Annotated in this window: 12 protein-coding genes and 1 pseudogene; 4 read left to right on the plus strand and 9 right to left on the minus strand. The window is 70.5% G+C overall.

What is annotated here, in order from left to right:
* The 5 genes and pseudogenes from G3I78_RS31500 to G3I78_RS31520 form a co-directional block, all read right to left on the minus strand.
* Positions 1–468 (minus strand): annotated as a pseudogene (locus G3I78_RS31500) (hypothetical protein); the annotation flags it as partial.
* A gap of 5 nt (positions 469–473) precedes the next feature.
* Positions 474–1,367 (minus strand): MoxR family ATPase, encoded by an 894-nt coding sequence (locus G3I78_RS31505; RefSeq protein WP_343243897.1) that lies wholly within the window; start codon positions 1,365–1,367, stop codon positions 474–476.
* The gene (locus tag G3I78_RS31510) at positions 1,364–2,218 is read right to left on the minus strand and encodes a xanthine dehydrogenase family protein subunit M (RefSeq protein ID WP_164430810.1); all 855 of its coding nucleotides are present in this window, start codon (positions 2,216–2,218) and stop codon (positions 1,364–1,366) included. Before G3I78_RS31510 ends, G3I78_RS31505 begins: the two co-directional genes overlap by 4 nt.
* Entirely contained in the window at positions 2,215–4,560 is a 2,346-nt protein-coding gene (locus G3I78_RS31515; protein WP_164430819.1) for a molybdopterin cofactor-binding domain-containing protein, read from the minus strand. The genes G3I78_RS31510 and G3I78_RS31515 overlap by 4 nt, the downstream gene beginning before the upstream one ends.
* Positions 4,557–5,036: a (2Fe-2S)-binding protein gene (locus tag G3I78_RS31520; protein ID WP_164430821.1), complete on the minus strand. Its 480-nt coding sequence runs from the start codon at positions 5,034–5,036 to the stop codon at positions 4,557–4,559. Before G3I78_RS31520 ends, G3I78_RS31515 begins: the two co-directional genes overlap by 4 nt.
* A gap of 254 nt (positions 5,037–5,290) precedes the next feature.
* Between G3I78_RS31520 and G3I78_RS31525 the strand changes: the two genes are divergently transcribed.
* On the plus strand, positions 5,291–6,004 hold the full coding sequence (locus tag G3I78_RS31525) for a hypothetical protein (protein WP_164430823.1): 714 nt from the start codon (positions 5,291–5,293) through the stop codon (positions 6,002–6,004).
* A gap of 408 nt (positions 6,005–6,412) precedes the next feature.
* On the opposite strand, the gene G3I78_RS31530 is transcribed toward G3I78_RS31525, so the two are convergent.
* Together G3I78_RS31530 and G3I78_RS31535 are read right to left on the minus strand one after the other, a co-directional pair.
* A complete protein-coding gene (locus tag G3I78_RS31530) occupies positions 6,413–7,057 on the minus strand; it encodes a hypothetical protein (protein ID WP_164430825.1) in 645 nt (214 codons plus the stop codon).
* A gap of 416 nt (positions 7,058–7,473) precedes the next feature.
* Positions 7,474–8,178 (minus strand): hypothetical protein, encoded by a 705-nt coding sequence (locus G3I78_RS31535; protein ID WP_164430827.1) that lies wholly within the window; start codon positions 8,176–8,178, stop codon positions 7,474–7,476.
* 270 nt (positions 8,179–8,448) lie between these two features.
* Here G3I78_RS31535 and G3I78_RS31540 point away from each other — a divergent pair, with 270 nt between their 5' ends.
* Positions 8,449–10,308 (plus strand): cellulase family glycosylhydrolase, encoded by a 1,860-nt coding sequence (locus tag G3I78_RS31540; protein WP_164430829.1) that lies wholly within the window; start codon positions 8,449–8,451, stop codon positions 10,306–10,308.
* A gap of 61 nt (positions 10,309–10,369) precedes the next feature.
* Positions 10,370–10,738 (plus strand): hypothetical protein, encoded by a 369-nt coding sequence (locus G3I78_RS31545; protein ID WP_164430831.1) that lies wholly within the window; start codon positions 10,370–10,372, stop codon positions 10,736–10,738.
* A gap of 86 nt (positions 10,739–10,824) precedes the next feature.
* Here the strand turns inward: G3I78_RS31545 and G3I78_RS31550 are convergent, their stop codons facing one another.
* Positions 10,825–12,069: a YncE family protein gene (locus G3I78_RS31550; RefSeq protein WP_164430833.1), complete on the minus strand. Its 1,245-nt coding sequence runs from the start codon at positions 12,067–12,069 to the stop codon at positions 10,825–10,827.
* Between the two features lie 207 nt (positions 12,070–12,276).
* Between G3I78_RS31550 and G3I78_RS31555 the strand changes: the two genes are divergently transcribed.
* On the plus strand, positions 12,277–12,939 hold the full coding sequence (locus G3I78_RS31555) for a TetR/AcrR family transcriptional regulator (RefSeq protein WP_164430835.1): 663 nt from the start codon (positions 12,277–12,279) through the stop codon (positions 12,937–12,939).
* 15 nt (positions 12,940–12,954) lie between these two features.
* On the opposite strand, the gene G3I78_RS31560 is transcribed toward G3I78_RS31555, so the two are convergent.
* A complete protein-coding gene (locus G3I78_RS31560) occupies positions 12,955–14,181 on the minus strand; it encodes a glycosyltransferase (protein ID WP_164431209.1) in 1,227 nt (408 codons plus the stop codon).
* Between the last annotated feature and the right edge of the window lie 34 nt (positions 14,182–14,215).

Below are 14,215 nucleotides of genomic sequence, written 5' to 3' on the forward strand. Positions count from 1 at the left end.
GTGCAGCCGGACGCGGTCGGCGGCGGACACGTCGGCGAGGTCGCGGTGGCGCAGAACCTCGCCGGAACTCGCCAGGGCGGCGGCGGGCGGTCCCGGCTGGTCGGCGCTGCCTGCGGCAGTCGTACGAAGCGAGGGGCCGTCGCGTACGACGAGCCGGTGGCGCGGCGCGGGAGCGGCGACCGTGCGCGCGGCGGGTCCGCCCGAGCCGAAGTACGCGGCGAACACCCGGTCGTAGCGGTCCAGGTCGTCCCGGTCGCCGCACAGCGTCGAGCGCCCGGCCCAGTACACGTCCGTCCGCACACCCGGCCCCAGCTCTGCGACGGCGCCCAGGAAGGCGTGCACCCGCTCGGCACCGGCGTCCACACCGGCCGACCGCAGCGCGCGGGCGAAGCCGAGGAGGACGGCGTCGGCGCCGGACCACCGGCCGTCGGCCCCCGGACCCCGCGGCTCGCGCTCGGACCTGGCCATCCTCGTCACGCCTTCCGGCCGGCCAGCACCGCCGCGAGGTCCAGCCCCCGGGCCCGCTCCGCGTCCTCCCGGTACTTCAGCACCGAGCCCAGCGTCGCCACCGCCAGTTCCGCGTCCACCTCGCTCGCGCCCAGCGCGTCCAGAGCCTCCGCCCAGTCGATGGTCTCGGCCACACCGGGCGGCTTGAGCAGATCCGCCGAGCGCAGCGCCTGCGCCAGCGTGGTCACCTGCTCGGCCAGCCGCTCCGAGACACCGGGCAACCGCCGCCGCACGATGGCGAGTTCACGGGCGAAGCCGGGGTGGTCGAACCAGTGGTACAGGCACCGCCGCTTCAAGGCGTCGTGCACCTCACGCGTCCGGTTGGAGGTCAGCACGACCACCGGAGGCACCTCGGCCCGCAACGTCCCCAGCTCCGGGATCGTCACCGAGAACTCCGACAGCAGCTCCAGCAGGAACGCCTCGAACTCGTCGTCGGCCCGGTCGATCTCGTCGATCAGCAGCACCGAGGGACAGGTCTCCAGGGCCCGCAGCAGCGGCCGGGCGATCAGGAACCGGCGGTCGTACAGCTCGCCCTCCAGGCGGTCGGCGTCCACGGCACCGGCCGCCTCGGCCGCCCGCAGACGCAGCAGCTGGCGGGGGAAGTCCCAGTCGTACAGGGCCTGCGAGGCGTCGATGCCCTCGTGGCACTGGAGCCGGATCAGCGGGGCGCCGAGCGCCTCGGCCAGGGCGGCGGCCAGCGCGGTCTTGCCGACGCCCGCGTCGCCCTCGCAGAACAGCGGCCGGTGCAGCCTGAGCGCCAGGAAGCAGGCGACGGCCAGCCCTTCGTCGACGAGATACCCCGTCTCCTCCAGACGGGCCCGTACGTCGCCCGGTTCCTTGACGTCGGGGATGCGGCTCACCCCATTCCCGCGGCGGCCAGCACCGCCCGCCTGGTCAGCACCCGCGCGAGATGCGCCCGGTACTCGGGCGACCCCGACAGGTCCTGCGCGGGCCGGGTCCCCTCGGCCGCCGACTCCGCGGCCCGCGCCACGGCCTGCGCGTCCCCGCCGCCGGTCAGAGCCTGCTCGGTCGCCGTGGCGCGCAGGGGAGTGGAGCCCATGTTGGTCAGCCCGATCCGGGCCTCGGCGATGTGCCCGTCGTCGCGGCGCACCAGCGCGGCCACGCCGACGATCGCCCAGGACTGCGCCACCCGGTGGAACTTCTCGTAGTGGAAGCCCCAGCCGTCGGTCTTCGGGATCCGGATCTCCACCAGGAGCTCGTCGGGCTCCAGCGCGGTCTGGAGGTAGTCGACGAAGAAGTCCCGCGCGGGGACCGTACGCCGGCCGCGCGGACCCACGGCGACCAGTTCCGCGTCCAGGGCGAGGGCGACGGCGGGCAGGTCACCGGCCGGGTCGGCGTGCGCGAGCGAACCGCCGAGGGTGCCCCGGTGCCGTACGGCGGGATCGCCGACCCGTGCCGTGGCGGCCGCCAGCAGTCCCGCGTACCGGCGGACGAGCGGGTCGCGGATCACCTCGTGGTGGGTGGTCAGCGCGCCGACGACGAGATGCCCGCCCTCCTCGCGGACCCCGCTCAGCCCGGGGACGCGGCCGACGTCCACGACCAGTTCGGGAAAGGCCAGCCGGAGCCTCAGCAGCGGCAGCAGACTCTGCCCGCCGGCCAGCACCTTGGCGTCCTCGCCCGTCTCGGCGAGCGCCCGCACCGCCTCCTCGACACTGCTGGGACGGGCGTAGTCGAAGGTCGGGGGAATCATGCCGAGGCCTCCTTCAGGGCCTGCCAGACCCGCTCGGGCGTACAGGGCATCCGGATGTCGCGCACGCCCAGCGGACGCAGTGCGTCCACGACCGCGCCCACGACGGCAGGCGTGGCCGCGATGGTCCCCGCCTCGCCGACTCCCTTGACGCCCAGGGGGTTCGAGGTCGCCGGAGTCTCCGTCCGGTCCGTCACGAACTCGGGCAGGTCCGCCGCCGACGGCACCAGGTAGTCGGCCATCGTGCCGGAGACCAGGTTGCCCTCGGCGTCGTAGACCGCCTCCTCGAACAGGGCCTGCGCGATGCCCTGGGCGAGCCCGCCGTGCACCTGCCCCTCGACGATCATCGGGTTGACGACCCGGCCGACGTCGTCCACGCCGACGTACGACCTGATCCGGGTCTGCCCGGTCTCGGTGTCGACCTCGACCGCGCACAGGTGGGTGCCGTGCGGGTAGGAGAAGTTGTCCGGGTCGAGCAGGTGCCCGGCGTTGATGGAGGGCTCCAGGCCGTCGGGCAGGTCGTGCGAGGTGAACGTCTCGAAGGCGATCTCCTGGATCGTCTTGTGCGCGTCCGGCGACCCCTTCACGGAGAACACGCCGTCCGTGAACTCCAGGTCCCGCTCGCTCGCCTCCAGCAGATGCGCGGCGACCTTCCTGGCCTTGTCCACCACCTTCGTGGCCGCGTGGTGCACGGCCGTCCCGCCGACCACCAGCGACCGCGAGCCGTAGGTGTCCATGCCCTGTGGGGCCGCCTTGGTGTCCCCGTGCACGACCTGGACGTCGTCGAAGGGCACCCCGAGGACGTCGGCGGCGATCTGGCTCCAGCTGGTCACATGGCCCTGTCCGTGCGGACTGGTCCCGGTGACCACCTCGACCTTGCCGGTCGGCAGCATCCGCACGCTCGCCGCCTCCCAGCCGCCCGCCGCGTACCTCAGGTCCCGCAGCACCCGGCTCGGCGCCAGCCCGCACATCTCGGTGTACGTCGACACCCCGATGCCCAGCCGCACGCTGTCACCCCGGCGATTGCGGTCCGCCTGCTCGGCGCGCAGCTTGTCGTAGTCGAACAGCGCGAGCGCCTTCTCGGTCGCGGCCTCGTAGTTGCCGGTGTCGTAGGTCAGCCCGGCGATCGTGGTGTACGGGAACTCCTCGTGCCCGATCCAGTTCCGGCGCCGCAACTCCACGGGGTCCAGGCTGAGTTCGGCCGCCAGCTCGTCCATGATCCGTTCGATGGCGTACGTCGCCTCCGGGCGCCCGGCACCGCGATAGGCGTCCGTCGGCGTCCTGGTCGTGAAGACACCGGTGACGTCGAGCTCGTACGCATCCATCTTGTAGATGCCCGGGTACATGAACGCGCCCAGGATCGGGATGCCCGGCGTGACCAGCATCAGGTAGGCGCCCATGTCGACGAGCAGGTCGACCTTGAGGCCCAGCAGTCGCCCGTCGCGGTTCGCGGCGATCTCGATGTCCTGGATCATGCCCCGGCCGTGGTGGGTCGCGAGGTAGCCCTCGGAGCGGGACTCGGTCCACTTCACCGGGCGCCCGATCCGGCGCGCGACCGCGAGGGCGATGGCTTCCTCGCCGTACACCTGGAGCTTGGAGCCGAAGCCGCCGCCGACGTCGGGGGCGACCACCCGCAGCTTGTGCTCGGGGATGCCGGTGACGACGGCGAGCATGATCCGCAGGATGTGCGGGATCTGGGTGGAGGAGTACAGCGTGTACTCGTCGGCGGCGGCGATCGGGGTGACGACGACCGCGCGGGGCTCCATCGCGTTGGGGATGAGCCGCTGCTGGTGGTAACGGCGCTTCAGCGTGACCTCGGCGCGCCGCCGTACCGCCTCGAAGTCCTCGCCGGTGCGCAGCGGCCAGTCGTAGCAGCGGTTGGTGCCCTTGTCGGAGTGGACGAGCGGGGAGCCCTCGGCCAAGGCCTCCTCCAGGTCGAGGACCGGCGGCAGAGGGGTGTAGTCGACCTCGATCGCCTCCAGGGCGTCGGCGGCCGCGTACCGGTCGCGGGCCACCACGACCGCCACCGGGTCACCGGCGTGGCGCACCTCGTCGACCGCGATCGGCGGATGGTCCGGCAGCACGATGTCCTCGGTCACCGGCCAGGCGCAGGGCAGCGACCCCATGCCCTCGGCGAGGTCGGCGCCGCTGAACGCGGCGACCACACCAGGTCGTTCGAGCGCGGGGGAGACGTCGACGCGGTCCACGCGCGCGTGTGCCATGGGGCTGCGCAGGACGGCCAGGTGGAGCAGTCCGGTGGCGTCGATGTTGTCGGTCCAGCGGGTCTGCCCGGTGATCAGCCGGGCGTCCTCCTTGCGGAGCCGGGCGGTGCCGACCTCGGTCATGTCGGCACCCCCTGCTCGGCGGTCCCGGCGGCGGCCAGCACGGCCCGCACGATGTTCTGGTAGCCCGTGCAGCGGCACAGGTTGCCCTCCAGGGCGTGCCGGACCTCGTCCGGGGTCGGCTGCGGGTTCTCGCGCAGCAGATCGCGCGCCGCCATCAGCATGCCGGGGGTGCAGTAGCCGCACTGGAGCGCGTGCCGTTCGTGGAAGGCGCGCTGGAGGCCGGTCCACTCCCCGTTCCGGGCCAGCCCCTCGACGGTGGTCACCGCACCGCCGTCCGCCTGCACGGCGAGCACCGAGCAGCTCTTGACGCTCACCCCGTCCAGATCGACCGTGCAGGCCCCGCAGTTGGAGGTGTCGCAGCCGATCGGGGTGCCGGTCAGGCCGAGCCGGTCACGCAGGTAGTGGATCAGCAGAAGACGAGGTTCGACCTCGTCCTGATACACCGTGCCGTCCACCTTCACCGAGATACGGGTCATGTGCCCTCCCAGGACCACGGACGTGATGTGCGTCACTCTAGGACCGCTCCGGGAAGCGGGCGAGGGTCGGGACGCGACTGGTTGAGCGTTAATCCGTTATCGCCTTCGGCTCGCACCTGCTGCGCTTCCGGTGCCTTTGCCGTCGCACGATCGAGGAGCCGTGATGCGCACCGCGTCCATGCCCGGGGCGCTGTCCTGGTCGTCCCGGCGGTAGTCTCGGCGCGAATCGTCAGGTCGCAAGGAGGAAGAACCGGATGTCGGATCATCAGATCGAGGATCTGATCGCGGACTCGATTCGCCTCCTGGACAGCCATGCCGAAGCGGGCGACCCGTGCGTCCGGGGCTGGTACGCGGCGCTGTACCACTTCCAGAGCGGATTCGACTGCTCGTTCACGCACTTCCGCGTGATGGACATCCTGCTGCGTCGCGGGTACACGTACCGCTTCCCGGTCTCGCTGCACCCCGACTACGCCGAGCGGTCCGCATACTTCGACGCGCTGACGGAGTTCACCGGGCTGCGCGCCTTTGACGAAGACGCGCCCGACTTCAAGGGCTACGAATCCTGGCTCGAAGACGGATACGTCGAACCGCCGTTTCTCTACTGCGATGTCGGCACCGAACTCTGGCGGCGCATGGCAACCGTGGGCACACTCCAGGGCCCCGACGCCGTCGAGCCCCGCCGTCCTCAGCTGATCGAGGTCGTCCGTGAAATCGCCGTCGCCGCTGAGAAGGAGCAGGACCGCGAACTCATCGGCACCTGGTACGGACTCGGCTGCGAGACCCTTCTCGGCGGCCCCGCAGGATGCCCCTTCGACGTCTCCGAACTCGCCGACATGCCCGCCGTGCAAGACCTGCGCGCCGTCGTTCGCCGTACCGACGCCCTGCCTGTCGCCCAACGGTCGCCCTACGCGGTTCCCGTGCAGTTCGCCGACCGGGACGACCTCGAAACCTGGTGGTGGGAGCTTTAGATCGCGCACGGCGACGGCAACCAGTGCCGGATCAGGCGACGTTCGCCTCGTTGTGACAGGGAGGTTGGTTATGGCCCTCAGCCGGCGGCACTCACGGCTGATCACGGTGGACGGTGCTGATTACCGGTGGCAGGTGCGCAGGGATTCGCAGTGTGTGTACTGCGGAGGTGGGCTGGGGGCCGCGTTCGTGGTGCAGCGTGTCGATCCCCAGGGCTCTGTTCTTGTTGTGGGGCCGTCGCACTCGATGTCCCCGATCGTGCCGGCGGTGGTCCGGACCCGGGTCCGCAGCGCTCTGAGCCAGGGATGGGTGCCCGCGCGCCCCGGCACGCCGTTCCGTCTCGACGAGGCAGTCAGCCGGTGAGGGGCCGCGGACCATCCGTCGTGGCACGGTGAGCTGACAGGCAAGGCTCAGAAGAGCCGGACCAGGTTGTCGACGGCGTAGGTCGGCTCGCGCCGGGTGAACAGGTTGGGTGCCGGTGTCCCGCTGAGATAGGCGACGTTGACGACCCACTTCTCGTACCACCACTGGTGGGAGTGGCAACTGCAGCCGCTCGGGGTGAAGCGGCCGTTGAACCGCCAGCGTCCGAGTTGCCCGGGTTCGAGTGTGAACAGTTGACGGGGCCCGTATGCAGGCGACCGCGCGGCCGGGGGCGAGACCACCACGCGCAGTCGCTCTTCTGCTTCCGTCAGGAACACCCCGCGGGTGACTGGGGTGACGGCATCACAGACCGCGATGGCCTCACGTGTTCTCCCGGTCACGCCGGCGACGCCCCAGTGAAGCTCCTCGCTGATGTCGGGCCCCGAGTCGACCGGCCCCTCGCCGGGCTTCTCGGCCCGGGAGGTGTCGAGGTCGGCCAGTCGGTCCAAGGTGCGGATGGTGTGAGAGACCGTGAAACCGTCGCGCTCGTGGGCGTCGACCTCGTGGACGAGCACACCGGCCGGACCGGGCGCAGGCACCGGGAACACCTCGGGCACCGCGTTTCGGCGGGCCGCCTCGTCGCCGCCCCTGGACTGCTTGGTCCAGTGGGTGACGGCTCGCTGCACGACAATCATCCGGTCAGTTTCTCCGCCGACGGCAGGCTGTTGTCAATCTCGTCGGATCGCGCAATGTGATGTCACTCGTGCGACCAGGGGTTCGGGGCCGTCGCGGGCGGGGGTGACCACGTCGCCCGGGGGTGCCTCGGGACGCCTCGGCGCGCTCGACCAGCACGCCACGCCTGCGGACCTGGGCGGATTCGAACGTGACCCAGGCCGTCAGCCGACTGCCGAAGCGGTCCTGGCAGCGGATGCGGACCAGCACGGCACGGCAACTGAAGGGCATACGCGACTCCGACCGGGCGATGGCCGAGGTCGCTGCCGACGACACCCCCGCCGGACACGATCGCGACGCAGGGACGGCTGTGTTGCTGCTCCGTGGGCTCCGCCGTACCTCTGCGGCTGACCGTCTCGCCGCATCGCCGACGATTCCCCTACGCCCCCTCCAGCACCGCGGGATCCACAAAGGCCGGGTCACGGGGCGTTTCCGTGTGGAAGTCGCGCCCTGAATCCGGGTCCCAGGATTCCTCTTCCTCACCCAGCCGCTCGACCATGTCGAAGAAGCGGCTCTCGACCGGCCGCAGGCCCGCCACCGTGTCCGTCAGATCCCGCTCGGCGACGAACCGTGCCTCGCTCCTGCCGACCGACAGCACGGCGAGCCACCCGTCGTCGTCGGCCTCCGGGAGGTTGCCGCCGGTCTCCGCCCAGAACAACACCGTGTCCTCGGTGTCCTCGGACTTGAACTCCCCGGCAGCGGCGAACATGAGCAAGGCGGTGTGGACGCTCCACTCCTCATAGCCGAAGTGGAACAGATAGGCCTCCAGCGCTCCGTCTCGATGCAGCACTATGCAGCCGTCACTGGATTTACCTGAACAGGCATCCTCGATCCCCTCGGAGAAGAACTCCCGGGGCGTGATCCCCGCGTCCACGGAATCCCATTTCCGGTCCGCGTTTCCACCGTTCCAGAACCAGCCGTCGAACATGTCGGCCGGGTTGGTGATCCTGCTCAAGTCCGATGCCGGCGTGCTCAGCCATGCCTCGAAACTCTCCCGTGTCATGGGGATACGGGCAGCCACCAGAAAAGTGTCCGACACGTTTGCCTCGCTTTTCCCTTCACTCGCATCGGAGATGCAGTGCATGTTGTTTCCGTGCTTGCTACCGGCCCAGAGAACATAGGACGGGTGCCAGTGTGAGACATGGCGGCATCAGCGGCATCGGTGTAACCACGTAGTCCGATACGGACGGCGCGTGCCGGGCACGAGGCCGCGGCCCCGGCCCACACCCTCGGGGCCCTGCCGCGCGGCGATCACCCGCGGCCCGCTCCCGTATCGGGCGACCCCTACCCGAAAAAGCTGAAACTTACTCATCAGTCATAAGTGTTGACGGTGTGCCGGATGAGTCGGACTGTTATGGACATGCCGAATATACGTGCGCGGTTGCTCGTTGTTCTGGTTGTCCTCTGCGGATTCCTGACGGTCGCGGGCACTCCGTCCGCCTCCGCCGCCACCATCGCCGACTCCCTGTCCTTCGACGGCACCGCCCTCACCGTGGCGAACGGCCGCTTCGTCGACGCGAACGGCCGCGAGGTCGTGCTGCGCGGCTACAACGTCTCCGGCGAGACCAAGCTCGCCGAGAACGACGGCCTGCCCTTCGCCTCGGTCGCCGACGCCAAGAAGTCGGCGACCGCGCTCAGAGCCCTGGGCGGCGGCAACTCCGTGCGCTTCCTGCTCTCCTGGGCCTACGCGGAACCCGTGAAGGGCCAGGTCGACACCACGTATCTGGCCAACGCCACCGCGCAGATGCGGGCGTTCCTCGACGCGGGCATCCGGGTCTACCCCGACTTCCACCAGGACCTGTACTCGCGCTGGCTGTTCAACTCCGGCAGCTGGTACACCGGCGACGGCGCCCCCGCCTGGGCCGTCGCGCTCGGCAACTATCCGGCCGAGTCCTGCGGGATCTGCTTCATGTGGGGGCAGAACATCACGCAGAACGGCGCGGTGAAGGCCGGGCAGTACGACTTCTGGCACAACAACTACGGCCTCCAGGACTACTTCCTGGCCACCGCCCAGAAGACCATGACGTACATCAAGGCGAATCTCTCCACCGAGGAGTTCGCCGGCGTGGTCGGCTTCGACCCCTACAACGAGCCGTACGCCGGCACCTACGACTCCGGCCAGAACAGCCGCACCTGGGAACGTGACGTGATGTGGCCGTTCTACGTGAAGTTCCGCGCCCGGATGGACGCGGCGGGCTGGACGGACAAGCCCGCGATGGTCGAGCCGAACCTCTTCTGGAACGGCAACGTCAGCAAGGAGGAGGGCGGCCTCCTCGACGCGGGCACGATCGGCTCCCGGTACGTCTTCAACACCCACTTCTACGACCAGAAGGCCATCTCCGGCATCCTGATGTGGGGCAACGCCTCGGACGGCCAGTACGTCACCGACTTCGGTACCGTCCGCGACCGGGCCTCGGCGCTCGGGACCACGGGGATCGTCAGCGAGTTCGGGCACCCGCTGAACGGCAGCACCGCAGGCAAGGCGCCGACCGTCCTCAAGGCGATGTACCAGGCCCTCGACTCCCGGGTGAAGGGCGCCAACTGGTGGTCCACGCCCGCCACTTCGGGGCCCGTCCTGTCCGGCAGCCAGTGGCAGTGGGACATCTACAACGGCCGTCACAACGAGCTGATGAACGACAACCCCGACAAGGTCATGACCTCGGGTGACGCCTGGAACGACGAGGACCTGTCGGCCGTACGGCTCGACGACTCCGGCACGGCGGTGCTCCGCCAGGACGCCCGGCTCCTGGACCGTATCTACCCGAGCGCCACCTCCGGTTCGACGGTCGCCTTCACCTACGAGGACCGCTCACGGGACGGCTCCACCACGCTGACCTGGAACCCGGTGCCGAGCAGTCTGCCGAACGTGTCCTCGCTGGTCGGGTCCGGTCAGTACGCGGTGCTGGTGTGGCGGTCGGGCAGCGGTTCCACGCCCACCGAACTGCACCTGCCCGCCTCGTTCCCGACCGCGACCACCACGGTCGTCTCCGACCTGGGCACGGTCTACGGCCCGCCCGCGTACACCTCGTCCACCCCCGTCGGTGCGGCCCTCGAACCGGGCGGCACGGGCAGCCGGCGGCTGCTCCTCACCGACTCGGACTCCGGCGTCCTGCACTACGCGCTGGTGACCAACGGGGCGACCTCGCCGTCGGCGTCCGTGCTCAGTGCGGCCAGGTCCGAGCTGGCGTCCTGGGCGGCCTCGAAGATCGGCTGACCCCCGGGCCGCCGGAGAAACCCGGTTGAGTGTGCCGAGCCGGCTCGGCACACTCAACCGGATGACCGACGCCGAGGCCATCGAGCGAAGTTGGGACGAACCCTGGTACCGCGTCCGGACCGACAGGTTCGAGGTGTCGTTCCTGCCCGAGCCGGGCGAGGACCTGGACACCGTCTGCAACGTGGATGTGTTCGTACGGCTGACGGAGGACGGGTCCCGCTGGAGTGCGACCGTGTTCACCCTCGCCGAGGTCGAGCGCCTCATGGAGCGGTGGGCGCGGACGGACGAGGCACAGGGCGGCCGCTACTTCTGGTGCTCGGACGGCTTGATCGTCCGCGATCCGGGCATCGACAGCATGACCCGGGTGCTCATCGGCCTGCTCGACAGCGGCGAACTCAGGGACGTCCTCCAGCCGCTCGGCGAGGAGTGAACGTGCCGCGCCCGGTCGCCGCGTGAAGCGTCACGACCGGGCGGGGAGCGGTCCCGAGGGGCGGGGCGGTCCGGAGGGGCGGGGCGTCAGGATGCCGGGCTCGTCCAGTCCGCGGCCACGTGGCCGAGCCGCACCCGCTGCGGATGGTCGCCCACCGCCACGGACACCGTCTTCTGGCCGGTCGCGAAGTCGATCGCCGTGACCTGGTCCGCGCCGCTCTCCGAGACCACACAGCTCTTGCCGTCGCCGCTGACCGTGGCCCAGTAGGGCTTCGAGGCGGGGACGAGCGGACCCTCCTGGAGGGTGGTGCGGTTGACGACGGTCGCGTAGTCGTCCATCGTCCCGGCGACGCACAGCTTGCTGCCGTCGGGGCTCATCGAAATGCCGTGGTGGCGCGAGTCGTTGACCATGGTGGTGCGGTCGTCGCTGGTCGCCGGGTTCTTCGGCAGGGTCTTCGTCCGGGTGATCCTGTCGGTCGCGACGTCGTACTCGAAGAAGCCGTTGAAGAACGACACCTGGAAGTACAGCTTGGACTCGTCGGGAGAGAACACCGCGGGCCGGACCGCGTCGGAGTAGTCCGTGAGACCGATCGCGTCCAGCTTGTCCCGCATGTCGATGATCTTGACCTGCTTGTACGTCGTGGCGTCCACGACCGTGATGTGCCGGTCGCCCTTCGTCCAGTCCAGCCAGGGCGCGTCGGTGTCGGTGTTCACGTCACCGATCGCCATGTTGTAGATGTACTTGCCGTCCTTGGTGAAGATGTTCTCGTGCGGTTTGTCGCCGGTGGCGAACGAACCGAGCTGCTTGCCGGTGTTGATGTTCAGCACGTGCACGGTGTTCGCGGTCGACGCCGACACCGCGACCCGGGTGCCGTCGGGGGAGACCGCCATGTGGTCCGCCCGGTAACCCGACACCGGGAAGCGCCAGTTGATGCTCCCGGTGGCGAGGTCGATGGAGACGACGTCCACGAAGCTCGGCCGCGAGACCACCACCGACTTGCCGTCCGGAGTGGAGTACATGTCGTCGACGAACTGGTCGTGGCCCTCGCCGACGCTGTTGCGGATCGCCATGAAGTAGATCCACTTGATCGGGTCGGCGTTGATCTCCGCCATCCGGGCGTCCTTGTCCGGGATGACGTTGATCCGGCCGATCTTCGCCAGGTCGCCGGAGGACTTGATGACGTCCGCCGTCCCGTCCCAGTTGTTGCCCACGAACAGCACCTCGCGCAGGGCGGCGGCGTCCGCGGCGGAGGCGGCGGTCGCGGGAGCGGAGACGGCCAGGACGACGGCGGCGGCAAGGGTGCAGAGGTGTCTGGGTCTGGGACGGGACATGGCGGATTCTCCCTCTGGGCTGACTATGGCGTGGGCATGCCAAGACGGTGGCGTAGGCATGTCGAGGTGGCAAATCTGAAGATGTGTGCATTCAGAGTGAACTTACTGCAAAGTAAGGAAGGGGTGCCCTTCTCCACAAGACTGCGTACACGACAAACTTGACCGTGATACGGAAGGCCGGACGTTCCGGCCGGGACGGGAGATGCGGTGACGGGCAGACTCAAGGCCCCGACCGGTCGCTACGGCGGCAAGACCGCCGCGGAGCGGCAGGCCGAGCGCCGCCGGCGTTTCCTGGACGCGGCACTCCAGCTCTTCGGGGACGTGCCCGGCTACCGCGCCACCACCGTCGCGGCGCTCAGCGAGGCCGCGGGCCTGTCCACCCGCCAGTTCTACGAGGAGTTCCGCACCCTCGAGGACGTCCTGGCCGCGCTGCACCTGGAGGTCAACGACTGGGCGACGGCCGCCGTGCTGGCCGCGGTGGCCGACGCGGACCAGCTGCCGCTGGCCGAGCGGGTGGCGGCGATCTTCCGGGCGTACGCGGCGAACGTGACATCGGATCCCCGGCGGGTGCGGATCACGTTCGTGGAGATCATCGGGGTGAGTGCGCGGATGGAGGAGCAGCGGCTCGCCCGGCGGGCGCACTGGGTGGAGCTGGTGTGCGCGGAGGCGGAGCGGGCGGTGCGGCGGGGAGAGGCGTCGCCGCGTGACTTCCGGCTCGCGGCGACGGGGTTCATCGGGAGCGTGAACGGGTTGCTGCACGACTGGAACGCGGGGTGGGTGGACGCGACGCTGGAAGAGGTCGTGGAGGAACTGGTGCGGCAGCTGCTGGGGATTCTGCGGCCGCCGGGACGGGGGGCGGTCCGAGGGTGAGTACGCCGCCCTCGCTCACTCTCCGAGCCCGCTGACCGCCTTCAGTACGGGGGTCACGCCGTCCTCTTCGCGGATGGCGTGACCCAGGGTCCTGGCCCGCTCCCCGTATGCGCCGTCACGTGTCGCCCGGATCAGTGCCGTCCCCAGAGAGTCGGCGGTCAGGCGGCGCAGCGGGAGCGCACGGGGGGCCCCCAGCGTCACCAGCCGCGCCGCCCAGAAACTCTCGTCGAACTGGATCGGCACCGGCACCGCCGGGACCCCCGCCCGCAACCCCGCCGCCGTCGTGCCCGCGCCCGCGTGGTGGACCACCGCCGCCATGTGCGGGAAGAGGGCGGAGTGCGCCACCTCGCCGATGGTCAGCATGTCGTCGCCCGTCGCGGTCAGGTCGGCCCAGCCGCGCTGGATCACCCCGCGCAGTCCGGCCCGGCGCAGCGCCCGCACGATCTCGGCGCTGACCCGCGCGGGGTCGGGCACGGTGGCGCTGCCCAGGCCCACGAAGACCGGGGGTGGGCCGGAGTCCAGGAACTCCCGCAGCTCGTCGGGAAGCCGGTCGTCTCCGTCGTGCGGCCACCAGTAGCCGGCCACGTCGAGGCCGGGCCGCCAGTCGCGGGGGCGGGCCACCACCCGTGGGCTGAAGCCGTGCAGGACGTGCCAGCCCTGGCGTTCGCGGGCGCGCAGTGCCGCGGCCGTGCCCAGCGGGGGCAGACCCAGCCGGGCACGCACCGGTGGCAGGGCGGCGGAGAAGACCTGTTCCACGGCCAGGTTCAGGCCCAGCCCGGCGACCCGGTTGCCGAGCGCGCCCCAGGAGCCGACGCCCAGCATGGGTGGCGCGAACTCCCGGGTGGCCGCGAGGGGTTGGAGGTTCAGGCCCAGGGCGGGCAGGCGCAGGCCCTCGGCGATGGCGTGGCCGAGCGGGGCCACCGAGCCGGACAGGAGCAGCGCGTCGCTCGTCCGGGCGGCGGTCACCAGGTCGTCGGCCATCTCCCCGGCCAGCGCCCGGGCCATCGCGACCACCCGCGCCAGCTTGCCCACGCCCGTCGTGCTGCGGTGCAGCGCCCGGCCGCGCGCGGACTCCAGCTCGGCGCGGGGGTCGACCGGCAGGGCGTGGAAGGCGAGACCGGCCCGCGCCGCCAGCGGTTCGAAACGGCTGTGGGTGACCAGGGTGACCTCGTGCCCGGCCCGCGCCAGGCCGTGCCCCAGGCCGGTGAAGGGGGCGACGTCGCCCCGGGAACCCGCTGTCATGATCGCTACCCGCACGACGCACAGTATGGCGCCG

It is taken from the genome of Streptomyces sp. SID13726 (genome assembly GCF_010548375.1).
GTDB lineage: Bacteria > Actinomycetota > Actinomycetes > Streptomycetales > Streptomycetaceae > Streptomyces.